Origin of the sequence: Acinetobacter sp. ANC 4910, assembly GCF_004331035.1 — a bacterium.
In the GTDB taxonomy this organism is placed as follows: Bacteria; Pseudomonadota; Gammaproteobacteria; order Pseudomonadales; family Moraxellaceae; genus Acinetobacter.
In genome coordinates, this window is record NZ_SJNT01000013.1 from 71,923 (window position 1) to 93,197 (window position 21,275).

General features: G+C 41.9%; 22 protein-coding genes. 12 read left to right on the plus strand and 10 right to left on the minus strand.

All coding sequences use genetic code 11. The features are described from left to right. Positions 1-111 precede the first annotated feature (111 nt). Genes ispD through E0H82_RS13625 form a run of 5 tightly spaced genes read right to left on the minus strand, consistent with a single transcriptional unit; the run spans position 112 to position 5,080 of the window. Positions 112-804: a 2-C-methyl-D-erythritol 4-phosphate cytidylyltransferase gene (gene ispD / locus E0H82_RS13605; protein WP_131265293.1), complete on the minus strand. Its 693-nt coding sequence runs from the start codon at positions 802-804 to the stop codon at positions 112-114. Next, complete coding sequence (ftsB, locus tag E0H82_RS13610; protein ID WP_131265294.1) at positions 794-1,195, minus strand: cell division protein FtsB; 402 nt, start codon at positions 1,193-1,195, stop codon at positions 794-796. Before ftsB ends, ispD begins: the two co-directional genes overlap by 11 nt. Positions 1,196-1,212: 17 nt before the next feature. Further along, positions 1,213-2,502, minus strand: a complete 1,290-nt coding sequence (eno, locus tag E0H82_RS13615; protein ID WP_131265295.1) for a phosphopyruvate hydratase — start codon at positions 2,500-2,502, stop codon at positions 1,213-1,215. Positions 2,503-2,546: 44 nt separating this feature from the next. Beyond that, positions 2,547-3,404, minus strand: a complete 858-nt coding sequence (gene kdsA / locus E0H82_RS13620) for a 3-deoxy-8-phosphooctulonate synthase (protein ID WP_131265296.1) — start codon at positions 3,402-3,404, stop codon at positions 2,547-2,549. Positions 3,405-3,442: 38 nt separating this feature from the next. Further along, on the minus strand, positions 3,443-5,080 hold the full coding sequence (locus tag E0H82_RS13625) for a CTP synthase (protein ID WP_131265297.1): 1,638 nt from the start codon (positions 5,078-5,080) through the stop codon (positions 3,443-3,445). Positions 5,081-5,307: 227 nt separating this feature from the next. Here E0H82_RS13625 and E0H82_RS13630 point away from each other — a divergent pair, with 227 nt between their 5' ends. Next, positions 5,308-5,715, plus strand: coding sequence for an internalin (locus E0H82_RS13630; protein ID WP_131265298.1), 408 nt, complete (start codon positions 5,308-5,310; stop codon positions 5,713-5,715). Between the two features lie 70 nt (positions 5,716-5,785). Here the strand turns inward: E0H82_RS13630 and E0H82_RS13635 are convergent, their stop codons facing one another. From E0H82_RS13635 to E0H82_RS13650, 4 genes are read right to left on the minus strand one after another with little or no spacing between them, the layout of a single operon-like run. Then, the gene (locus tag E0H82_RS13635; protein WP_131265299.1) at positions 5,786-6,880 is read right to left on the minus strand and encodes a YheT family hydrolase; all 1,095 of its coding nucleotides are present in this window, start codon (positions 6,878-6,880) and stop codon (positions 5,786-5,788) included. A 12-nt stretch (positions 6,881-6,892) separates the two neighbouring features. Next, entirely contained in the window at positions 6,893-7,615 is a 723-nt protein-coding gene (locus E0H82_RS13640; protein WP_131265316.1) for an SGNH/GDSL hydrolase family protein, read from the minus strand. Between the two features lie 37 nt (positions 7,616-7,652). Then, positions 7,653-8,060, minus strand: a complete 408-nt coding sequence (locus E0H82_RS13645) for a nuclear transport factor 2 family protein (RefSeq protein ID WP_131265300.1) — start codon at positions 8,058-8,060, stop codon at positions 7,653-7,655. Positions 8,061-8,111: 51 nt separating this feature from the next. Beyond that, a complete protein-coding gene (locus E0H82_RS13650) occupies positions 8,112-10,139 on the minus strand; it encodes an NADPH-dependent 2,4-dienoyl-CoA reductase (protein ID WP_131265301.1) in 2,028 nt (675 codons plus the stop codon). Positions 10,140-10,274: 135 nt separating this feature from the next. Between E0H82_RS13650 and E0H82_RS13655 the strand changes: the two genes are divergently transcribed. Both E0H82_RS13655 and E0H82_RS13660 read left to right on the plus strand, forming a co-directional pair. Further along, positions 10,275-10,817 carry a PadR family transcriptional regulator gene (locus tag E0H82_RS13655; protein ID WP_131265302.1) on the plus strand — a complete coding sequence of 181 codons (543 nt, stop codon included), beginning with the start codon at positions 10,275-10,277 and terminating at the stop codon, positions 10,815-10,817. A 17-nt stretch (positions 10,818-10,834) separates the two neighbouring features. Further along, complete coding sequence (locus tag E0H82_RS13660; RefSeq protein ID WP_131265303.1) at positions 10,835-11,746, plus strand: alpha/beta fold hydrolase; 912 nt, start codon at positions 10,835-10,837, stop codon at positions 11,744-11,746. Positions 11,747-11,757: 11 nt separating this feature from the next. On the opposite strand, the gene E0H82_RS13665 is transcribed toward E0H82_RS13660, so the two are convergent. Beyond that, positions 11,758-12,672, minus strand: coding sequence for a LysR family transcriptional regulator (locus E0H82_RS13665; protein ID WP_016167756.1), 915 nt, complete (start codon positions 12,670-12,672; stop codon positions 11,758-11,760). Positions 12,673-12,787: 115 nt separating this feature from the next. On the opposite strand from E0H82_RS13665, the gene E0H82_RS13670 reads away from it, so the two are divergent. From E0H82_RS13670 to E0H82_RS13710, 9 genes are all read left to right on the plus strand, one after another. Next, positions 12,788-13,897, plus strand: coding sequence for a muconate/chloromuconate family cycloisomerase (locus E0H82_RS13670; RefSeq protein WP_131265304.1), 1,110 nt, complete (start codon positions 12,788-12,790; stop codon positions 13,895-13,897). A gap of 15 nt (positions 13,898-13,912) precedes the next feature. Continuing rightward, positions 13,913-14,203, plus strand: coding sequence for a muconolactone Delta-isomerase (gene catC, locus E0H82_RS13675; protein WP_131265305.1), 291 nt, complete (start codon positions 13,913-13,915; stop codon positions 14,201-14,203). Positions 14,204-14,336: 133 nt separating this feature from the next. Continuing rightward, positions 14,337-15,257 (plus strand): catechol 1,2-dioxygenase, encoded by a 921-nt coding sequence (catA, locus tag E0H82_RS13680; RefSeq protein ID WP_131265306.1) that lies wholly within the window; start codon positions 14,337-14,339, stop codon positions 15,255-15,257. A gap of 83 nt (positions 15,258-15,340) precedes the next feature. Beyond that, positions 15,341-16,726 (plus strand): benzoate 1,2-dioxygenase large subunit, encoded by a 1,386-nt coding sequence (benA, locus tag E0H82_RS13685; protein ID WP_131265307.1) that lies wholly within the window; start codon positions 15,341-15,343, stop codon positions 16,724-16,726. Next, positions 16,723-17,232, plus strand: coding sequence for a benzoate 1,2-dioxygenase small subunit (gene benB, locus E0H82_RS13690; protein WP_131265308.1), 510 nt, complete (start codon positions 16,723-16,725; stop codon positions 17,230-17,232). Before benA ends, benB begins: the two co-directional genes overlap by 4 nt. Before the next feature lie 76 nt (positions 17,233-17,308). After that, complete coding sequence (gene benC / locus E0H82_RS13695) at positions 17,309-18,325, plus strand: benzoate 1,2-dioxygenase electron transfer component BenC (RefSeq protein WP_131265309.1); 1,017 nt, start codon at positions 17,309-17,311, stop codon at positions 18,323-18,325. A gap of 292 nt (positions 18,326-18,617) precedes the next feature. Beyond that, positions 18,618-19,403, plus strand: coding sequence for a benzoate diol dehydrogenase BenD (gene benD, locus E0H82_RS13700; RefSeq protein WP_131265310.1), 786 nt, complete (start codon positions 18,618-18,620; stop codon positions 19,401-19,403). 53 nt (positions 19,404-19,456) lie between these two features. Beyond that, positions 19,457-20,677, plus strand: a complete 1,221-nt coding sequence (gene benE, locus E0H82_RS13705; RefSeq protein ID WP_131265311.1) for a benzoate/H(+) symporter BenE — start codon at positions 19,457-19,459, stop codon at positions 20,675-20,677. 29 nt (positions 20,678-20,706) lie between these two features. Then, the coding region (locus tag E0H82_RS13710; protein WP_131265312.1) for a 3-oxoacid CoA-transferase subunit A at positions 20,707-21,275 on the plus strand (569 nt) is incomplete at its 3' end.

The window sequence follows — 21,275 nt, forward strand, 5'->3', positions numbered from 1 at the left end:
AGCTAAAAGTGAGCAGAGTATAAATTTAAACTGCGATAGAGTGAATGCTTAATTCAACGTTCAGGATAATTATTTCGTAAACAATCACAGCTATCACATAAAATTTTTAAATTAGTTTTGCGATTGGGTAATCAAACGTGCCAACTGTAAGTCATCTGGATAGGTAATTTTGATATTATCAGAACGTCCCTGAACCACATGAACAGGATGCCCAGCGTATTCCAAAGCACTCGCTTCATCAGTAATGACTTGTTGGTCTTGCAAAGCCAGCTCAATTGCTTGTTTTAATACACCCAATTTTGCCATTTGCGGAGTTTGCGCTTGCCATAATAGATCACGGCTCACGGTCTTACTGATGATCGCTTCAGTTTCAACTCTTTTTAAAGTATCTCGTACAGGAATAGCAAGAATAGCAGCTTGATCTGTTTCAACTGCTTTATGAACCAACGTATTTAATACAGGCAAAGTGACGCATGGACGTGCTGCATCGTGCACCAATACCCAGTCATCTTTATCGGCAATTTGCGTGAGATAAATTAAGGCATTTAGTACAGAGTCAACTCGTTCTTGACCACCCGCACAAAAATGTGATTTTTCTGGAGCAGTCAAAGTCAAGCTTGAAATCACATGATCATCTTGTGCAACCGCAAGCACATAACCAGCTAAATCCAAACCGTTTAATCGTTCCACCGTATGTTCTAATACGGTTTTATGATCAAGCAATTGGTATTGTTTTAATTTAGACTGAGAAAAACGCCGTCCCGAACCTGCAGCTGGAATGACCACCCAAAGCTTATTGTGCATTAACGGGCTCTGGTGGGATGGCATTGTCATCTTCATTCGTGCGTAAATCTGCTTTGGCGTTAGGATCAATATAAATAGGCTTATATTGAGTACTGATAGTACTCATTTGAACAAAAGTTTCGCGTGGTTTAATTAAACCCAAATCTAAACGTGCATGTTCTTCTATGGCTTCAACACCATTTTTTAAATCATAAACTTCTGCTGCAAGAACACGATTACGCTCTTTTAGCTCATCATTAATTTCTGTCTGTTGTTGGATTTTTTGGGTCAGTTGTTGATGATCATGATAACCACCCTCACCAAACCAAAATAAATACTGAAACCCTGCGATCAGTACGATCGCAAGGCCCAATAGTAATTTACTCGCAAAAGAGTCAAATACACTTAACATAGATAGCATTCAATCGCTTAGTTCAAACCTTTGAACTCAGCTTTACCGCGATAGATCGCATTAGTCAACTCTTCAATACGAAGCAATTGGTTATATTTTGCAACACGGTCAGAACGGCAAAGTGAACCGGTCTTGATTTGACCCGCTGCTGTACCCACTGCAAGATCTGCAATTGTAGAATCTTCAGTTTCACCAGAACGGTGAGAGATTACAGTTGAGTAGCCATTTGCTTTCGCAAGATAGATTGCATCTAAAGTTTCAGTCAACGTACCGATTTGGTTGTATTTGATTAAGATAGAGTTACCTACTTTCTCATTAATACCACGTTGAAGGATTTTCGGGTTTGTAACGAACAAATCATCACCCACCAACTGGATTTTGTCGCCAAGGATAGACGTTAAGTAAGACCAACCTTCCCAATCCGACTCATCCAAACCATCTTCAATTGAAATAATTGGATATTGGTTTACGAGACCTGCTAAATAGTCAGAGAACTGGTTGCTTGTGAATGCTTTATTGCCTTCACCTGCAAGGATGTACTGACCATTTTTGTAGAATTCTGAAGATGCACAGTCAAGCGCAAGCATAATGTCAGAACCAGCTTTGTAACCAGTTTGACCAATCGCTTCAAGAATAACAGTGATCGCTTCTTCGTTTGAACGCAAGTTCGGAGCAAAGCCACCTTCATCACCTACAGCAGTATTTAAACCTTTTTTGTTTAAAACTGATTTTAGAGAATGGAAGATTTCAGCACCCGCACGTAGTGCTTCAGCGAATGAAGTGAAACCAACTGGCTCAATCATGAACTCTTGAATATCAACGTTGTTGTCTGCATGTGAGCCACCATTGATGATGTTCATCATTGGTACAGGCATACTCAAAGTCGTTTGACCACGTAAGTCTGCGATGTATTGGAAAAGAGGAATTTTCTTTTCAGTAGCAGCAGCACGTGCAGCAGCCAAAGAAACAGCTAGAGTTGCGTTAGCACCTAGTTTTTCTTTGTTTTCAGTGCCATCAAGGGCAATCATCGTGTTATCAATGTCTTTTTGCTCAAATACTGATTTACCAACTAATGCAGCACGAATCATTGTGTTGACATTGTTTACAGCAGTTTTAACGCCTTTACCTAAATAACGCGCTTTATCGCCGTCACGAAGTTCTAAAGCTTCACGAGAGCCAGTTGAAGCACCAGATGGTGCACATGCACGACCTACAACACCAGATTCTAGGATAACGTCTGCTTCGATGGTTGGGTTACCACGAGAGTCCAAAATTTCACGTGCACGAATGTCAACGATTTGGCTCATGAATAATTCCTCAGTTGATTAATAACGAGATGCTTTAGATGGCATCAATGAGTATCTAATTTTGCGAAACCTTTTACCAAGGTATCTAATTCTTTTAGCTGTGCTAAGAACGGCTCAAGTTGCGACATACGCAAGGCACATGGACCATCACATTTGGCTTTTTCAGGGTCTGGATGTGCTTCCAAGAACAAACCTGCCAAACCAGTCGCCATACCTGCGCGAGCAAGTGTCGTGATTTGTGCACGGCGTCCACCTGCAGAATCTGCACGACCACCCGGAGTTTGAAGCGCATGAGTCACATCAAAGAACACAGGAACATTCATTTCTTTCATGATGTCGAAGCCCAACATGTCTACAACCAAATTGTTGTAACCAAATGCCGAACCACGCTCACAAATAATGAGCTTGTCATTTCCTGCTTCTAAACACTTATGCAAAATATGGCGCATTTCGTGCGGAGCAAGGAATTGTGCTTTCTTGATGTTAATAATGGCATCTGTTTTAGCCATTGCTTCAACCAAGTCAGTTTGACGACTTAAAAAAGCTGGCAACTGAATGATGTCTGCAACTTCAGCCACTGGTGCAGCTTGATACGGCTCATGCACATCAGTAATGATTGGCACATTAAAGTGCTTTTTAATATCCGCCAACCATTCAATTCCTTTTTCCAAACCAGGACCACGGAATGAATTTAAGCTCGAACGATTCGCTTTATCGAAACTTGCCTTAAACACATAGGGAATGTCTAAGCGCTTGCAAATATCAACATAAGTTTCTGCAATTTCAAAAGCTAAATCTTTTGACTCTAATACGTTCATGCCGCCGAATAGTACAAATGGCAAGTGGTTTGCCATTTGTATATCGCCTAAACGTACAATTTCTTGTGGTTTTAATTGTGACATTTAAACTTTCCTAGTTTAGTCCTAGACATACCTTATTCTTAAGCTTTTTGATGTTTTGCTTTCGCTGCACCAATAAAACCTGCAAATAATGGATGACCATCACGTGGTGAACTTGTAAATTCCGGGTGGAATTGTACAGCAATAAACCAAGGATGTTGAGGAATTTCAACTGTTTCTACTAAGTGTTGTACAGGTGAATAGCCCGAAATTTTCATCCCTGCATCTTCAAGTGCTGGAATGAAACGATTGTTCATTTCATAACGGTGACGATGACGCTCTACAATTTCAGCTTTGCCATACACTTCACGTGTTTTAGTGCCTTCAACCAATTCAGACTTTTGTGCACCTAAACGCATGGTGCCGCCAAGGTCAGACTCAAGGCTACGCTGTTGTACTTCACCACGTTCATCTAACCATTCTGTAATCAAACCAATCAATGGTGATTTAGTTGAACGGTTGAATTCAGTAGAAGTCGCATCTACAATACCCGCAACGTTACGAGCAAATTCAATTACAGCCAACTGCATACCCAAACAAATACCAAGGAATGGCACATTGTTTTCACGTGCATACTGAATCGCTTTCATTTTGCCTTCAGTACCGCGCTCACCAAAACCACCTGGTACAAGAATCGCATCGGCATCTTTTAATGCTGTCGCAACATCTTGGCTTTCAAGATCTTCCGCATTGACATAATCAATTTGAATTTTAACGCGATTTTGAATACCAGCGTGTAATAACGCTTCGTTTACAGACTTATATGCATCTGGAAGTTCAACATACTTACCCACCATTGCAACACGTACAGTGTATTCAGGGTTTAACAATGCTTCTACCACATTGTCCCAATCTGAAAGATCGGCTTCAGGTAAATCATTAAAGCCAAAACGCTCACAGATTAAATCATCAACGTCTTGCTCATAGAATGTACGAGGAATTTGGTAAATTGTTTTCGCATCTTTACACACCACCACAGCACGTGCTTCCACGTTTGTGAATAATGCAATTTTGCGTGTCGTATCCGCATCAACATCGTATTCAGTACGGCAGATTAAGATATCTGGTTGAATACCAATAGATAACAACTCTTTTACAGAGTGTTGAGTCGGTTTGGTTTTTAACTCAGCAGCTGACTTGATATATGGCAACAACGTTAAATGCATCAGCATGGTACGTTTGTGACCTAATTCAACCATCAACTGACGTACAGATTCCATGAATGGGAGAGATTCAATGTCACCGACTGTTCCACCAATTTCTACAATGGCAACGTCATAACCTTCGCCAGCGCGAAGAACACGTTCTTTAATGTTGTCTGTAATGTGTGGAATTACTTGAACAGTACCACCTAGGTAATCACCACGACGCTCTTTATTGAGTACGTCTTGATAAACACGACCAGAAGTAAAGTTGTTGAGTTTGGTCATTTTCGCACGACGTAAGAAACGTTCGTAATAACCCAAATCCAAGTCAGTCTCAGCACCATCCTCTGTGACAAACACTTCACCATGCTGGAATGGGCTCATCGTCCCTGGATCGACATTAATGTATGGATCCATTTTGACCATGGTGACTTTTAAACCACGGGCTTCTAAAAGTGCAGCAACTGAAGCAGCTGAAATACCTTTACCTAGTGATGAAACTACACCACCAGTAACGAAAATAAAATGGGTCATTAAGTTTCTCGTACAATGGAGCCTAAATCGGCCTACAATGTTGTGCGATTTTACTTTACTATGTACCTAGAAAGCAAAGTCAATTAGCAGCAATTCATAGATCAATAAACAATTGGCTATTCTATCAGCATTTCCGATAAAAATTTAGTAGGGAATCTCAGGATTTTTCATCTGTAATTTTACTGCTATACTATGCGCACTCCATTTATGCTTTATTTTGTGCGATTATGAATAAGAAATTTTTAATTTGTGGTGCCCTTGCATTGGGTTTATTACTTACCGCATGTGTGAAAAAAGAAGAACCTAAAGATGAGCAAGCTGAAACGGCACAAGCTGCATCTGAACCGACTGAACCTGCACAGTTCCAACCTTTAGAAGCATCTAAACCTGAAGCTGAGGTTGTTATTCCAACTCAAGTTGAAGTTGTGCGTGAGCAAACCGCAAATACTACGACTGAAATTCGTCGCGAAGAAGCACCGAAACCAGCTGCAACTCAAGCAGTTGAAGCGCCTAAAGCTGAAGATAAACCAGCTCAAGCCGTACAACAGCCGAAACCTAATACAACTGCTCAGTCTGAAGATGATGCTGTCGCTGCTGCAATTGCCGCTGCAACCCCTGCATTAGACAATAAATGATTTAAAAACTATTAAAAAAACCAGTTCAAATGAACTGGTTTTTTATGGCCAATAAAAAGACTTCAAACCATTAATCTGCATGTAACTTTAGATAATCTGCGATTAATTTTGCAGCCCATGATCGGGTTTGAGTAACTCCCTCATAAAAACCACAATGACTGCCCTTTTTAGTTGTTACGACAATAATATTTTCCATTCTTTGAATAACTGATTTATACGGATAAAAGTTCTTGATATGGCAAACGGGGTCATCCTCAGAATTTAAAACCATCAATGGAATCTTAATATTCTCAAATACATGCATAGGATTAATGGCTTTGGTATAACTTGCATAGTCATGATAACCCACTAATTCAAAATAACTTTTCTCAAATTCTGCAAGCGTCTTAACCGCCAATACCTGTGACAATGAAGTCACAGGCTTCCAAGTCGGCAAATAAGGATGAATAAAAGTCTTGAATAGTTTTTTGGTCATGACCTTACTATAAAACGGATGGATATTTTCAAATCCAAGTTCCGTATTATAGCCAGGACATAATGCGAAAGCGGCTTTAAACGGTGTGTCTTCACCTTGCTCACCCAAATAACGAACCAATAAACCCGTACCCGCGGATGAACCCACGGCATATAAATATGAAGCTGGAAATTGTTGCTGAATATAGGCGACTTGCTCACGTAAATCTGAAGTAAAACCAAACAAGCTCATTTTCGGTACAGGTAAAGGTAAACCTGCATGCCCACGGCGCAAACACAAAGCAATACGCCAACCCGTATATTGATGCAGATCTCGAACTAACTCTCTCATACTGGCTAAATTACCCGTAATCGTATGCAAAAGAATGATCGTCGGAGTTTCTGGGGGTAATGCCAGACCATACCAAGCTACCGCAGTCACGCCGCCATCTTGCATGGTCAACTGATCAATTCGGTCATACTCTAGTTGAATGGTTCGCTTCTTAATCACATCAAAATATAATAAATGTGCATGTGTGTTTGCTAACCACGGGGTTGGACGATATTTCTGTTGAAGTTGAGGTAACTTTTCTAGCACCTTTTTACTTTGCCCTTGTGGGCTATAGTACAGTTTTGGTTGTTCAGCACCGATAACTGAATCAATCCATTCCGAACCTAGAACTTTAATTTTATTTAAAGTAGATATTCTCATATTGATTTACCATTATTGATGATGAGTAAAAGATTGCCGTACTAATGTGGCGATCTGCTGACCCCAAATGGCATAAATTTCTTTGCTTGGGTGAAAACCATCGCTTGCCATCGGCAAATTCATCATTTGAAAGGCACGTATATCAAAATGCAGAAACTTAAACTGACTTTTCTTGTCTAAGCATTGCTGTAATTGCTGATTCATTGCAGCTGCATATTGACCCAGTAACCATGCCAATGGATTCGGCAAGGCTGTAAAATGCTGCATTGGAGGAACGCCAGTGACAATAATCAATTTCGGCTGAAACCGATTCTGTATTTCCTGAAAAAGATGCTGCTGTTGCTTCAACCAAGATTTGACTGAAGTCAATTTGGTGACATCATTGACACCGACCGATGTCACCACCACATCATACTGCTGGGGTGCTAAATGCTGCGTTGCCTGAATGACTTGATCCGTCGTATCGCCAGTCTTAGCATGCAGTTTCCACAATACCCGATATTCATCTTGCAATGCGAGAAGAATAGCACCAGACAAAGCTTCATTTTGTGATTCAACTCCAACACCCGCTGCAGCCGAATCTCCTAAAATCAATAAAGATAATGGCTGCCCTTGACCGATTATTCCCTCACGATCACCACTGGCTTCTAAAAGACGTGGTGTATTCTTACGAACTTTCATCCCCTGTAACACCAACACAGGCAATAAGGCGAAGGTCGAAAGTTTTAACCACATCTTTTTAATCTCAGTCATTACTTCATGTTGCTACAGTTTAAGCAGGTTGAAATTGCTTAATACGTTGTCCCATTTCAGCAGCTAGAGCCTCTAAACCACTTTTTGGACGAATCATCACTTCAAAATCAACAATTTGACCGTGCTCATTGAATTGAATCATATCAATTCCCTTCAGCTTTTTGTCTCCGACATTGGCTGAAAACTCTAAAACCACAGATTGTACATTTTCAGTGAAAAATTCACGATGATAGGTGAAGTTTTCGAATACCTGAATAACATTGCTCAGAATGAACTGTACCACGGCTTTACCTTCATAAGGATGAAAAGCAACAGGAGATCTAAAGACCACATTGTCTGCTAACAATTCATTTAAGCAATCCATGTCACGCGTTGCAACCATGTGGTGCCATTTATGTAATGCATCTTGGGTTTGTTTTAATTGCATTGTTGTCTTCTCTTTCATTTATGAAAAGAGGACCCGTAGGTCCCCTTGGTTTTAAATTACTGCTGCAAGCTCAGCACCTTGACGAATTGCACGTTTAGCATCCAATTCACCCGCTTCTTTTGCACCACCAATTAAGTGTACCGCCTTACCATCTGCTTTTAATTGATCGAACATTGCTGTAAAAGGCTCTTGCCCCGCGCAAATCACTACATTGTCCACATCTAAAATCATAGATTTATCATTCACAATAATATGCAAGCCTTGGTCATCTACTTTTTCATAGCTGGCACCCGCAATCATCTGTACATCACGGTTTTTCAAACCAGCGCGGTGAATCCAACCTGTTGTTTTACCTAAACCAGCACCGACAGTTGTTGGTTTACGTTGTAGTAAGAAAATTTCACGCTCAGAAGCTTCTACTTGTGGTTGTTTTAGACCACCCACTTCGTTGTAATGCGTGTCAATACCCCACTCATTGTAGAATTTTTGAGGGTTTAAGCTGCCGCTTTCACCTTCATGGCTCAAGTATTCGGCTGTATCAAAACCAATACCACCCGCACCAATCACCGCGACACGCTTACCCACTGGCTTACGCTCTCTTAGTACCTCGATGTAGCTCAACACTTTGGGATGATCGGCCCCTGCAAAACTCAATTCACGTGGTGTTACACCTGTTGCTACCACAATGTCATCAAAGTTTGCTTGGCTTAGCTCTTCATACGTCGCTTTATGATTTAGCTGTAACTTGATTTTTGGTTGTAACAATTCAATTTTACGCTTGAAGTAACGTAAAGTTTCATAGAACTCTTCTTTACCTGGGACTGTTTTCGCAATATTAAACTGACCACCAATTTGGTTTGCAGCTTCAAAAATGGTGACGTTATGACCACGCTCTGCTGCATAAGTTGCAAAACTTAATCCCGCAGGACCAGCACCAATTACAGCAATATTTTTCGCTTGACCTGCTTCTTTGAAAATTAATTCTGTTTCATAACATGCACGTGGGTTTACTAAACATGTTGCAATTTTCATCGAGAAAATGTGATCTAAACAAGCTTGGTTACAACCAATACAGGTATTAATTTCATCACTACGACCTTGTTCAGCTTTGAGCACAAACTCAGGATCTGCCAACATTGGGCGCGCCATAGAAACGATGTCAGCATCACCTGTTGCCAAGACATGCTCTGCCATTTCAGGTGTATTGATACGGTTAGACGTAACCAAAGGTATGTTTACGCTACCTTTTAATTTTTTGGTGACCCAAGTAAATGCCGCACGTGGCACTTTGGTCGCAATGGTCGGAATACGCGCTTCATGCCAACCAATACCTGTATTGATAATGGTTGCCCCAGCTTTTTCAATTTCTTTTGCCAGATGAATCACTTCATCTAAACTTGAACCGCCTTCAACCAAATCCAACATAGATAAACGGTAAATAATAATGAAGTTTTCACCGACTGCTTCACGTGTACGTCGAACAATTTCAATTGGGAAACGGATACGTTTTTCATAGCTACCACCCCATTCATCATCACGATGGTTGGTGCGTGCCGCAATAAATTCATTGATTAAATAACCTTCTGAACCCATGATTTCTACGCCATCATAACCTGCGTATTGTGAAAGTTTGGCACAGTTCACAAAATCATCAATGGTTTGCTGCACTTCGGCAGAACTTAATTCTTTAGGGCGACTAGGATTAATCGGTGCTTGAATTGCAGATGGTGCAACAATATCTTTTTGGTATGAATAGCGACCAGTATGCAGAATTTGCAAAGCAATTTTACCGCCCGCTGCATGGACTGCCTGCGTAATGACTTTATGGTGTTCTGCTTCTTCACGGGTATCGAGCTTAGAACCACCTTTAAAAGTCAAACCATGGTCATTCGGTGAAATCCCCCCCGTCACAATGAGTCCAACACCGCCTTTTGCACGTTCAGCATAAAATGCTGCCATACGGTCATAACCACCTGGTGCTTCTTCAAGACCAACGTGCATAGAACCCATAAGTACACGGTTTTTAAGCGTAGTAAATCCTAAATCTAATGGGGCGAGTAAGTGTGGATAATTGGACATGAGACCTCCATGGCTTGCAATGTGCTGGCTAAATTTTGCTTTTATGCAACTTGTTGCACTAATTTATAATCTAATTTTGAAATCTATGCAACATGTTGCATAATATCTTTATCTTAAATTTGTTGATGCTAGCTTATGTCTTTAGCACATGTCCTTCTTACCAGCTTAATTGAAAAACCCAGTACAGGCATTGAATTGGCACGTCGTTTTGACCGTTCCATGGGTTTCTTCTGGAATGCAACACATCAACAAATTTACCGCGAACTCAGTGCCATGCAGCAAAAAGGCTGGATTTCAACCCTTGAAGAAGAGAGTTCAAATAGCAGAAAAAAGACCTATCAAGTTGAACAATTGGGGCGCACTGAGTTGGCTGACTGGATGGTCAAACAAGGTCCACCCGCTCAACTACGTGAAGAACTGATGGTACGTTTAAGAGCAGAAGCACAAGTAGGTGATGCAACCGTATTGCCTGAATTAGAAAGACACTTGATGTTGCATCAAGAAAAGTTGCAAATTTATCAACAAATTTTTAATAAAGACTTTCCATCTACAGAAAATGAAAATCGGACTTTATATATTCATAAAATGATTTTACAGTTAGGCATTAACTTAGAAGTGGGCTGGATTGAATGGCTTGAAGCCATGATTACAGGTCTGAAAAAATTTGAAAAATCTTAAAAAATAGAGAAATTACAATGCCTTACTATCAAATGCCAGATCAAGAACAATTGTATGTTCGTGAATTTGGTCAGGGAGAGCCTGTTTTAGTATTATCAGGTTTAGGCATGCAAAGTTGGCAATGGATGCCGTTTTTAATTCAAAACAGTAAACAATTTAAATTTATTATTCCAGATTGGCGTGGGTTTGGTCGCTCAAAATGCTGCCGTATACCTGAAATAGATGCTATTTCTAGCCATTGGCGTGATTTAGAGGCATTAATCCAACAATTAAAGTATCCAGATTTTACCGTAATTGCTTTCTCCATGGGGGCAACAACTGCCATGCATGGCATGAAATATGGAAATTTTAAACAATATATCAATCGTTATTTGCATATTGATCAAGCACCCAAAATTACGGTAGATACTCATTGGCCATATGGTCTACTGAGTCAGCAACACTCAAATTTTAAAAATCTCTTGGCTGAAATTTCATTGTTTTTCTCTGCCTTACCGCCTGTGAATAGTCTGGAAGACCTTGAACCTGCTTCACGCCATGAATTTATTAAAATATGGAGTAAATTCATATTATTACAAAATGGTCATCGCTTAAGCCCCATCTTATGGAACACCGCCTTAAAATACGATAAATTGCAAAAACATCTCTTGCCCTTACACCGCCTTGACTATTTGGCATGGTATATCAATAACTATCTCTATCATGATGAAGATTATCGTGAATCTTTAGCAGAATTGAGCTGTCCAACAACTTTTTTTATTGGGGAAAATTCGATACTTTACCCATCTCAAGGACAAAAAATTATCGCGAATAGTGTCAAAAATGCCAAGCAAGTCATTTTTGAACGGTCAGGTCATGCCATTTTAATTAATGAACCCTTCAAATTTCAGCGAGAAATTTCCCGCTTCCTTTTGAATCGTTACGAATAGCAGCAGTTTAGTTAAAGCACCGCTCGGTCGTATTTAATTGCTTCAAGATCATAAACTTGATAAATGCAATCAAACAGCGAGCGAATATCTTCGCTTTCATCCATACTTCGAATAGCAAGAAAGATCGGGCTAACTGCGGCATCATCCAACAACGGAATATAGTTTAGGTGCGGAAACTGAATGCTACAGGCACTTTCTGGCACAATACAAATCCCTTCACCCGCAGCCACCAAGCCTAGCGCCAACTGAATTTCACGGACTTCACGTAAACTGCGCGGCTCTAAACCATACTCCGAAAATAAGCTTCGAACTTGAGTCGAGAAATTGGGTTTAGGGTGACTTGGATATAAAAACAGACTTTCTTCGACCAAATCTGCAAGGTATACCCCTTGTTTTTGCGATGCTAAAGGATGACTGCTGTGTGCCGCAACCATCAAAGGTTCTTCACGCAATAACACTCGACGAATTGCAGGATCAGAAATTCTCAAGCGTCCAAATCCAACATCAATACGCCCTTCTTTAAGCGCCTGAATTTGGTCTTTAGTACTCATTTCAATCAGTTCAATTTTAAGCTGTGGTTGTTGCTGACGGAATAAATACACAATTCGAGGCAACAAACCATAGAGCAATGACCCAACAAATCCCATGGTTACCGTACGTTCGACCATACCAACACGCTTAGTCATCGACTTTACTTCTTCGGCATTAGACAAAAGTTTAACCGCATGCTGATAGAAAAATTGACCTGCCGGCGTGGTCTGCAAAGGTCGACTACCGCGCTCAAACAGTTGAATTCCTAGCTCAGCTTCAAGGTTTTGAATCTGCCGACTCAATGGCGGCTGGGCAATAAACAGTTTTTCTGCTGCTTTGGTAAAACTTTGTTCCTCTACAACCGCTACGAAATAGCGTAGGTGTCTAAGTTCCATAAGACTTCATACCTTTTAAATATAAAAAAATGCCAAAATGATCTTCGACAGGTTTAAATCATTCCTTTAAGGTATATCACATGACTTAGACAAATCAAGATAGCGAAGCCGAAAGATGTATAAATCGATTGAAACGTTGCTTGTAGAGATACCGACGATCCGCCCACATAAAATGGCGGTTGCAACAATGCAAACTCAAACCTTAGTTCTGGTGAAAATCAGTACTGAAGATGGCTTTACGGGTTGGGGTGAAGCAACCACGATTGGTGGCTTAGGCTACGGTGAAGAAAGCCCTGAAAGCGTCAAAACCAATATCGAAACTTATTTTGCCCCATTACTCAAATCATTATCAGGTTTGAATGTGGCACAAACCATACAAACAATTAAACGTAATATCAATGGCAACCGTTTCGCGAAAAATGCCATTCAAACCGCGCTATTTGACATTCAAGCACAACGCTTAGGTTTACCGATGAGTGAAGTACTTGGTGGTCGTTTAAGACATAGTGTGCCTGTACTGTGGGTATTGGCTTCTGGCAATACAGAAAAAGATATTGCTGAAGCACAGCAGATGATTGCCAACAAACGCCACAATACTTTCAAGTTAAAAATTGGTTCACGTCGCGTTGAAGAAGATGTAGAGCATGTTTTAGCCATCAAAAAAGCTTTAGGCTCAGATGTTTCTATTCGCGTAGATGTGAATCGTGCTTGGTCAGAACTTGAAGCAGTTAAGGGCATTCAACAGTTACAAGATGGCGGTGTGGATTTAATTGAACAACCCTGCGCGATTGACAACATTGATGCTATGCAACGTCTTACTCAACGTTTTGATATTGCCATTATGGCGGATGAATCGTTAATGGGCCCTGACAGTGCTTATCGCTTAGCAAAACGTAATGGAGCTTCAGTCTTTGCAGTCAAAATCGCGCAATCTGGTGGTTTAGTCGAAGCCAGTGAAGTTGGAAAAATTGCAAAACTGGCAGGTATTGATCTGTATGGCGGCACCATGCTCGAAGGCCCAATTGGCACCATGGCATCGGCACAAGTCTTTTCTACCTTTCACAATTTAGCATACGGTACTGAACTGTTTGGTCCCCTGTTACTGACCGAAGATATTTTAAAACAACCGTTGCAATATCAAAACTTCGAGCTGGTGTTACCGACCACGGCTGGACTAGGTATTGAAATTGATGAAGACAAAATTGACGGTATGCGTCGCCAGTAATTAAAGGAATTCCACATGCTTTACCACGTACGAATGGATGTAAACCTACCGCTGGATATGCCAGTAGAACAGGCAAATGAAATTAAAGCGGTCGAAAAGGCATATTCGCAAGAACTGCAACAGCAAGGCAAATGGCGCCACATTTGGCGTATTACAGGTCAATACTCCAACATCAGTATTTTTGATGTCGAGAGCAATGAAGAGTTGCACAGCCTGTTACAAGGTCTTCCACTCTATCCTTATATGAATATTGAAGTAATGCCGCTGAACCGACATCCCTCTTCTATTCGTGAAGATGATCGTTAAGAAGTAAAAGTTTAAGGAAAGTACGCTTTCCGAATTGTAAAAACTACCTGTATTCACAAGGAATGTGGCCAGCCAGTGTATTGATGCAATCAAACATGTGCCAGCCACCAAAACATACTTAAGGAGTTATAGTATGAACCGTCAACAAATTGATGCCCTCGTAAAAGAAATGAACGTCGACACTGCGACTGGTCCTGTCGATGCACGTGTACAACAAATTGTTGTACGTTTAGTGGGTGATCTGTTCCAAGCGATTGAAGACCTTGACATCAGCCAATCTGAACTGTGGAAAGGTCTTGAATATTTCACCGATGCAGGTCAAGCCAATGAATTGGGTTTACTCGCAGCAGGTTTAGGCTTAGAGCATTATTTAGACCTTCGTGCCGATGAAGCAGATGCTAAAGCAGGCATTACAGGTGGCACACCACGTACCATTGAAGGTCCACTCTATGTTGCAGGTGCACCTGAATCTACTGGTTTCGCCCGCATGGACGATGGTTCTGAAACAGACAAAATTCCAACTTTATTTATTGAAGGTACTGTAACTGATACTGATGGCAACATTATTGAAGGTGCCAAAGTTGAAGTTTGGCATGCCAACAGCTTAGGCAACTACTCATTCTTCGATAAATCACAATCTGAGTTTAACTTGCGTCGCAGCATTTTTAGCGATGCCAATGGCCACTATGTCGCGCAGACCACCATGCCTGTAGGCTACGGTTGTCCACCTGATGGCACCACTCAAGCGGTGTTAAATAAGCTAGGTCGTCATGGTAACCGCCCTTCACATGTGCATTATTTTGTCTCGGCTCCGGGTTATCGCAAGCTCACTACTCAGTTCAACATTGAAGGTGATCAATACCTTTGGGATGACTTTGCCTTTGCAACCCGTGATGGTTTGGTTGCAACTGCGGTAGATGTTACCGATGAAGCTGAAATTGCTCGTCGCGGTTTAAATCAACCGTTCAAGCACATCACATTCAATATTGAGTTAGTAAAAGAACAGCAAGGTGCTCCTTCAACTGAAGTAGATCGTCGTCGCGCTAGCGCTTAACCCATATTTTAGGAACCGAAATGACATCTAAACAAAATGTCATTTCGGAGTGTTCCCCACATTTGGAACCTCGGAGAACGGACATGCCTCGTATTCCTGTAATTAACACCAGCCACCTTGACCGTATTGATGAATTGCTTGTTGACGATTTTGAAACGGGTGAATTTAAACTGCATCGCTCAGTGTTTACTGATCAAGCCTTATTTGACCTTGAAATGAAATACATTTTTGAAGGCAACTGGGTGTACTTGGCACACGAAAGCCAAATTCCAAATAATAATGACTTCTACACCACGTATATGGGACGCCAACCCATCATTATTGCGCGTAACCGCAATGGTGAACTGAATGCTATGATCAATGCCTGTTCACATCGTGGTGCACAACTTTGCCGCCATAAACGTGGCAACAAGGCAACTTACACCTGCCCATTCCACGGTTGGACATTTAACAACTCAGGTAAACTCCTGAAAGTAAAAGATCCAAGTGAAGCAGGTTATTCAGATTGCTTTAATCAAGAAGGTTCACATGACCTGAAAAAAGTAGCACGTTTTGAAAACTACAAAGGCTTCTTGTTTGGTAGTTTGAATCCTGATGTTCCTTCACTGGAAGAATTTTTAGGTGAAACCACCAAAATTATTGACATGATTGTCGATCAGTCTGAGCAAGGTCTGGAAGTTTTACGTGGTTCATCAACCTACACTTACGAAGGCAACTGGAAACTGACGGCTGAAAATGGTGCCGATGGTTATCACGTTTCTGCGGTGCACTGGAACTATGCCGCAACGACTCAACACCGTAAAGAAACTCAAGCTGCCGATAATATTCGTGCCATGAGCGCAGGTGCTTGGGGTAAACAAGGCGGTGGTTCTTACGGTTTCGACAATGGTCACATGTTGCTCTGGACACAATGGGCAAACCCAGAAGACCGTCCAAACTACCCTAAAGCCGATGAATATACCGAGAAATTCGGTGCGCCAATGTCGAAATGGATGATTGAGCGTTCACGTAATCTTTGTCTCTATCCAAATGTGTATTTGATGGATCAGTTCGGTTCACAAATTCGTGTACTTCGTCCCCTTTCTGTCAATAGAACCGAAGTCACCATTTACTGTATCGCTCCTAAAGGAGAAGCACCAGAAGCGCGCGCACGCCGTATCCGTCAATACGAAGATTTCTTTAACGCTTCAGGCATGGCAACACCCGATGATCTTGAAGAATTCCGTGCTTGCCAAGCCGGTTATGCAGGGATTGAGCTGGAATGGAATGACATGTGCCGTGGCTCGAAGCACTGGATTCAAGGCCCTGACGATGCAGCCAATGAAATTGGTCTAAAACCAAAACTTAGCGGTATTAAAACCGAAGATGAAGGACTGTACCTCGCCCAACATCAATATTGGCTAGAAACGATGAAACATGCCATTGCCTCAGAAAAAGCACTGGTGAATGAACAAGGAGAGATCGCATGAATGCCACTGCCACTTTAGAACGCAGCTCACTCGAGCAGATCTCGCAATTTCTATATCAAGAAGCACGTTTTCTGGATGATGAGCAATGGGATGACTGGTTAAATTGTTATGCCCCATCTGCTTCTTTCTGGATGCCTGCTTGGGATGATGATGACCGTTTAACTGAAGATCCACAGTCTGAAATTTCGCTGATTTATTACCCAGACCGTCAAGGCCTTGAAGATCGTGTGTTCCGTATTAAAACCGAACGCTCTTCTGCAACCATGCCCGACACACGTACTAGCCATAACATCAGCAACATTGAAGTGATGGCACGTGACGGTGACAAAGTGACTGTTCGTTTTAACTGGAACACTTTAAGTTTCCGTTACAAAACCAACTACAGCTATTTCGGCATGTCGCGTTACGAAATCGATTTTTCAGGCGCGCAACCACAAATTTTAAGCAAATACGTAGTATTGAAAAACGACTATATCAATCAAGTGATTGATATTTACCACCTCTGATTCAAGCATCATCCCTTCAGTCAGATGGAATGTTGACTGAAGGTCAAGTTTCAAAGTTTTTAGTAGGATTCTAGCCATGTCAAACCACAATATTGCACTTCAATTTGAAGATGGTGTTACCCGTTTTATTAGCGTCACTCAGGGCGAAACTTTGTCTGATGCGGCTTACCGTCAAAAAATTAATATTCCTTTAGATTGTCGCGATGGTGCATGTGGAACGTGCCGAGCTTTCTGTGAATCGGGAAGTTATGACATGCCTGAAGAAACCTACATTGAAGATGCACTCACCCCTGAAGAAGCAGAGCAAGGCTATATTTTGGCGTGTCAATGCCGCCCTACTTCAGATGCTGTATTCCAAATTCAAGCGTCATCTGAAGTCTGTAAAACTGAAATTCACCAGTATCAAGGTACTTTAGTTGCTGTCGAAAATTTATCGGAGTCAACCATTACTTTTGATATTCAGCTTGATGAAGGTCAACCCGATATTCACTTCCTTGCAGGTCAATATGTCAACGTTGGCATTCCAGATACAGCAGAAACCCGTTCATATTCATTTAGTTCTAAACCGGGCAACCGTTTAACTGGCTTTGTAGTACGCAACGTACCCAATGGCAAAATGAGTAGTTTTTTAAGTAGCACCGCCAAAGCAGGCGACAAAATGACCTTTACTGGTCCATTTGGTAGTTTCTACCTCCGTAATGTGGTTCGTCCTGTGATCATGCTTGCAGGTGGTACAGGTATTGCGCCATTTATGTCCATGCTGCAAGTCTTAGAAGAAAAAGGCGCAGAACACCCTGTGCGTTTAGTCTTTGGCGTGACCAATGATTTTGACTTAGTTGCTTTAGAACAACTGGATGCACTTCAAGCCAAACTCCCATGGTTTGAGTACCGTACTGTTGTTGCAAGCCCTGACTCTGCACACGAGCGTAAAGGTTATGTGACTGGACACATTGACAATGAATGGCTCAATGGCGGCGATGTCGATGTCTACCTCTGTGGTCCTGTTCCTATGGTCGATGCCGTTCGTGGTTGGTTAGATAGCGAAGGTGTAAAACCTGCAAACTTCCTGTTTGAAAAATTCTCCGCAAACTAATACACCACCCAATATTTAAGTTATAGAAAAGATGATACGCGAAAATGTCATTCGCAATTGTTCGAGGCCAGACCGCTTGGTAAAAATGCTTTTTCTGCAAGAAAGATATCAAGTCATAGGTTTTCGACGAATTTTTCGAATGACAATAGTTTTGCTTACTATTCCCAAAAGAAAAGTAAGCAAAACCGAAGGTTAATCCAGTAACTGATGTCCAGTTATTAGGATGCAGGCGTACCAAATTGTATAAATTTAAAAATTCATCTTTATATTGGATGATAAGTGAGTTCAAAAAATGGCGTCAAATCAAAGATTCTTAAACAAAGTCGTGATTGTGACTGGTGCCGCTCAAGGCATAGGTCGCGGTGTTGCACTCCAAGTGGCTGAAGAAGGTGCTCAAGTTGTCTTAGCCGACTTATCTGACTATGTCGATGAAACATTAGCAGAGATTGAAGCACATCAAGGTGATGCGATAACAGTTAAAGCCAACCTTGAAACCTTCGCAGGCGCACAAAGTGTTGTAGAAAAAGCACTTGAAGTCTATGGCCGTATTGATGTACTCATCAATAATGTCGGTGGTGCAATTTGGATGAAACCCTTTGAAGAGTTTTCTGAAGAAGAAATCATTAAGGAAGTGAATCGCTCATTGTTCCCAACGCTGTGGTGCTGCCGTGCAGTTTTACCTGAAATGATTAAAAATCAGAAAGGTACGATTGTAAATGTCTCTTCTATTGCGACTCGTGGCATTAACCGAGTGCCCTATTCGGCTTCCAAAGGCGGGGTCAATGCCCTTACTGCATCACTGGCTTTTGAGCATGCCAAAGATGGCATCCGCGTGAATGCAGTGGCGACAGGTGGAACAGAAGCGCCACCACGTAAAGTGCCGCGTAATACAAATCCACTGTCTGAAAATGAAAAGTCGTGGATGCAACAAGTGGTCGATCAAACCATTGACCGTAGTTTTATGAACCGTTACGGCACAATTCAGGAACAAGTGAATGCGATTGTATTCCTTGCTTCAGATGATTCGTCGTATATGACAGGTACAGTGGTTCCAGTCGGCGGTGGTGATCAAGGCTAATTGGTCGCCACATAACTTTATATACAGGATCATGTCTGCATGGAGGCAAATGAATGGCTACCCTGTTTAAAACTTTGAAAGAAGATTGGTCTATTTCAGCCACTGTCGCAGGATTTTTGGCTGTACTGATTTCCTATTCAGGACCACTCATTATCTTTTTTCAGGCTGCACAAAAAGCTCAGGTTTCCCCAACCATGATGATTTCATGGATTTGGGGCATTTCTATTGGGGCAGCAGTGGCGGGGATATTCCTTTCCATTAAGTTTAAAGTCCCTGTGATTACCGCATGGTCTGCACCGGGTACGGCTTTATTGGTTACTCTGTTCCCGACTATTAGTTTAAATGAAGCGGTTGCTGCCTACATCACCTCTGCTGTGGTGATTTTCCTGATTGGGGTTAGTGGTTACTTCGATAAGTTATTGAAATGGATTCCGCAGTCGGTTGCCGCGGGGATGATGGCAGGGATCTTATTTCAGTTTGGTTTGGGACTGTTTAATGCAACCAATAGTATGCCAATTATTGTATTTAGCATGTTGTTTGTATTTTTAGTCGCAAAACGAATTTCCCCACGTTATAGCATGCTTTGGGTGCTGCTTTCTGGTATTACCTTGAGCTTTGGGCTTGGTGAAATGAATGCCGTGAGTTTAGATTTCCAACTCGCCACACCTCAGTTTATTACCCCAGAATGGACTTGGCACTCCACCTTAAATCTTGCCCTGCCTTTGATTTTAGTTAGCCTAACGGGACAATTTTTACCTGGTATGGCCATCATGAAACTCAGTGGTTATGACATGCCTGCCAAGCCAATTATCACGACCACCAGTATTGCGTCATTGGCTGTCGCTTGTGTAGGTGGCATTACCATCGTTTTGGCATCGATTACCGCTGCGCTTTGCATGGGCAAAGATGCACATGAGTTAAAGGAAAAACGCTACATCGCAGGCGTTGCCAACGGCATTTTCTATATTTTAGGTGGTCTGTTTGCAGGCAGTATCGTTCTGTTATTCAGCTTACTGCCAAAAGAGCTTGTTGCCGCTTTAGCTGGATTGGCCTTATTGGGCGCGATTTCAACCAATATCGCTGTCGCTATGCGGGATGAGCCTCAACGGGATTCCGCACTCATTACTTTTTTAGCTACGGCTTCAGGAATGCATTTTTTAGGCCTAAGTTCCGTTTTTTGGGGCATTGTGATTGGTTTATTCGCACATGTCATTTTAACCAAACGTCCTACCGAACCTACCACTATTTCATCCACTCAATCGAGTAAAAGTTAGTCCGACCTATATAAGGTCTAGGAAATATTATGATAGATAAAAGTGCAGCGACCTTAACGGAAGCGCTCTCCCAGATACAAGACGGCTCAACCATCATGATTGGTGGTTTTGGTACAGCAGGCCAACCCGCTGAACTCATTGACGGGCTGATCAAGCTTGGACGTAAAGACCTGACCATTGTCAGCAACAACGCAGGCAACGGCGACTATGGTCTGGCGAAACTGTTGAAAGCCGGTGCCGTGAAAAAAGTCATCTGCTCATTCCCACGTCAGTCCGACTCTTGGGTCTTCGATGAACTCTATCGTGCAGGCAAAATCGAACTGGAACTGGTGCCTCAAGGCAATTTGGCCTGTCGTATTCAAGCCGCAGGTATGGGACTCGGCGCAGTCTTTACCCCTACAGGCTTTGGTACCTTATTGGCTGAAGGCAAAGAAACCCGTCACATCGACGGTAAAGATTATGTACTGGAATACCCAATCAAAGCTGACTTCGCTTTGATTAAAGCCCAGCAGGGCGATCGTTGGGGCAATCTGGTCTACCGTAAATCTGCCCGCAACTTTGGCCCGATTATGGCCATGGCAGCCAATGTAACCATTGC

Coding starts and splice junctions, on each gene's coding strand:
- E0H82_RS13635 (WP_131265299.1), bottom strand. CDS start 6,880: ATGAGAATATCTACTTTAAATAAAATTAAAGTTCTAGGTTCGGAATGG.
- E0H82_RS13655 (WP_131265302.1), top strand. CDS start 10,275: ATGTCTTTAGCACATGTCCTTCTTACCAGCTTAATTGAAAAACCCAGT.
- E0H82_RS13665 (WP_016167756.1), bottom strand. CDS start 12,672: ATGGAACTTAGACACCTACGCTATTTCGTAGCGGTTGTAGAGGAACAA.
- E0H82_RS13640 (WP_131265316.1), bottom strand. CDS start 7,615: ATGTGGTTAAAACTTTCGACCTTCGCCTTATTGCCTGTGTTGGTGTTA.
- benA (WP_131265307.1), top strand. CDS start 15,341: ATGCCTCGTATTCCTGTAATTAACACCAGCCACCTTGACCGTATTGAT.
- benC (WP_131265309.1), top strand. CDS start 17,309: ATGTCAAACCACAATATTGCACTTCAATTTGAAGATGGTGTTACCCGT.
- E0H82_RS13625 (WP_131265297.1), bottom strand. CDS start 5,080: ATGACCCATTTTATTTTCGTTACTGGTGGTGTAGTTTCATCACTAGGT.
- benE (WP_131265311.1), top strand. CDS start 19,457: ATGGCTACCCTGTTTAAAACTTTGAAAGAAGATTGGTCTATTTCAGCC.
- eno (WP_131265295.1), bottom strand. CDS start 2,502: ATGAGCCAAATCGTTGACATTCGTGCACGTGAAATTTTGGACTCTCGT.
- ftsB (WP_131265294.1), bottom strand. CDS start 1,195: ATGTTAAGTGTATTTGACTCTTTTGCGAGTAAATTACTATTGGGCCTT.
- kdsA (WP_131265296.1), bottom strand. CDS start 3,404: ATGTCACAATTAAAACCACAAGAAATTGTACGTTTAGGCGATATACAA.
- E0H82_RS13660 (WP_131265303.1), top strand. CDS start 10,835: ATGCCTTACTATCAAATGCCAGATCAAGAACAATTGTATGTTCGTGAA.
- benB (WP_131265308.1), top strand. CDS start 16,723: ATGAATGCCACTGCCACTTTAGAACGCAGCTCACTCGAGCAGATCTCG.
- ispD (WP_131265293.1), bottom strand. CDS start 804: ATGCACAATAAGCTTTGGGTGGTCATTCCAGCTGCAGGTTCGGGACGG.
- E0H82_RS13630 (WP_131265298.1), top strand. CDS start 5,308: ATGAATAAGAAATTTTTAATTTGTGGTGCCCTTGCATTGGGTTTATTA.
- catC (WP_131265305.1), top strand. CDS start 13,913: ATGCTTTACCACGTACGAATGGATGTAAACCTACCGCTGGATATGCCA.
- E0H82_RS13670 (WP_131265304.1), top strand. CDS start 12,788: ATGTATAAATCGATTGAAACGTTGCTTGTAGAGATACCGACGATCCGC.
- benD (WP_131265310.1), top strand. CDS start 18,618: ATGGCGTCAAATCAAAGATTCTTAAACAAAGTCGTGATTGTGACTGGT.
- E0H82_RS13645 (WP_131265300.1), bottom strand. CDS start 8,060: ATGCAATTAAAACAAACCCAAGATGCATTACATAAATGGCACCACATG.
- E0H82_RS13650 (WP_131265301.1), bottom strand. CDS start 10,139: ATGTCCAATTATCCACACTTACTCGCCCCATTAGATTTAGGATTTACT.
- catA (WP_131265306.1), top strand. CDS start 14,337: ATGAACCGTCAACAAATTGATGCCCTCGTAAAAGAAATGAACGTCGAC.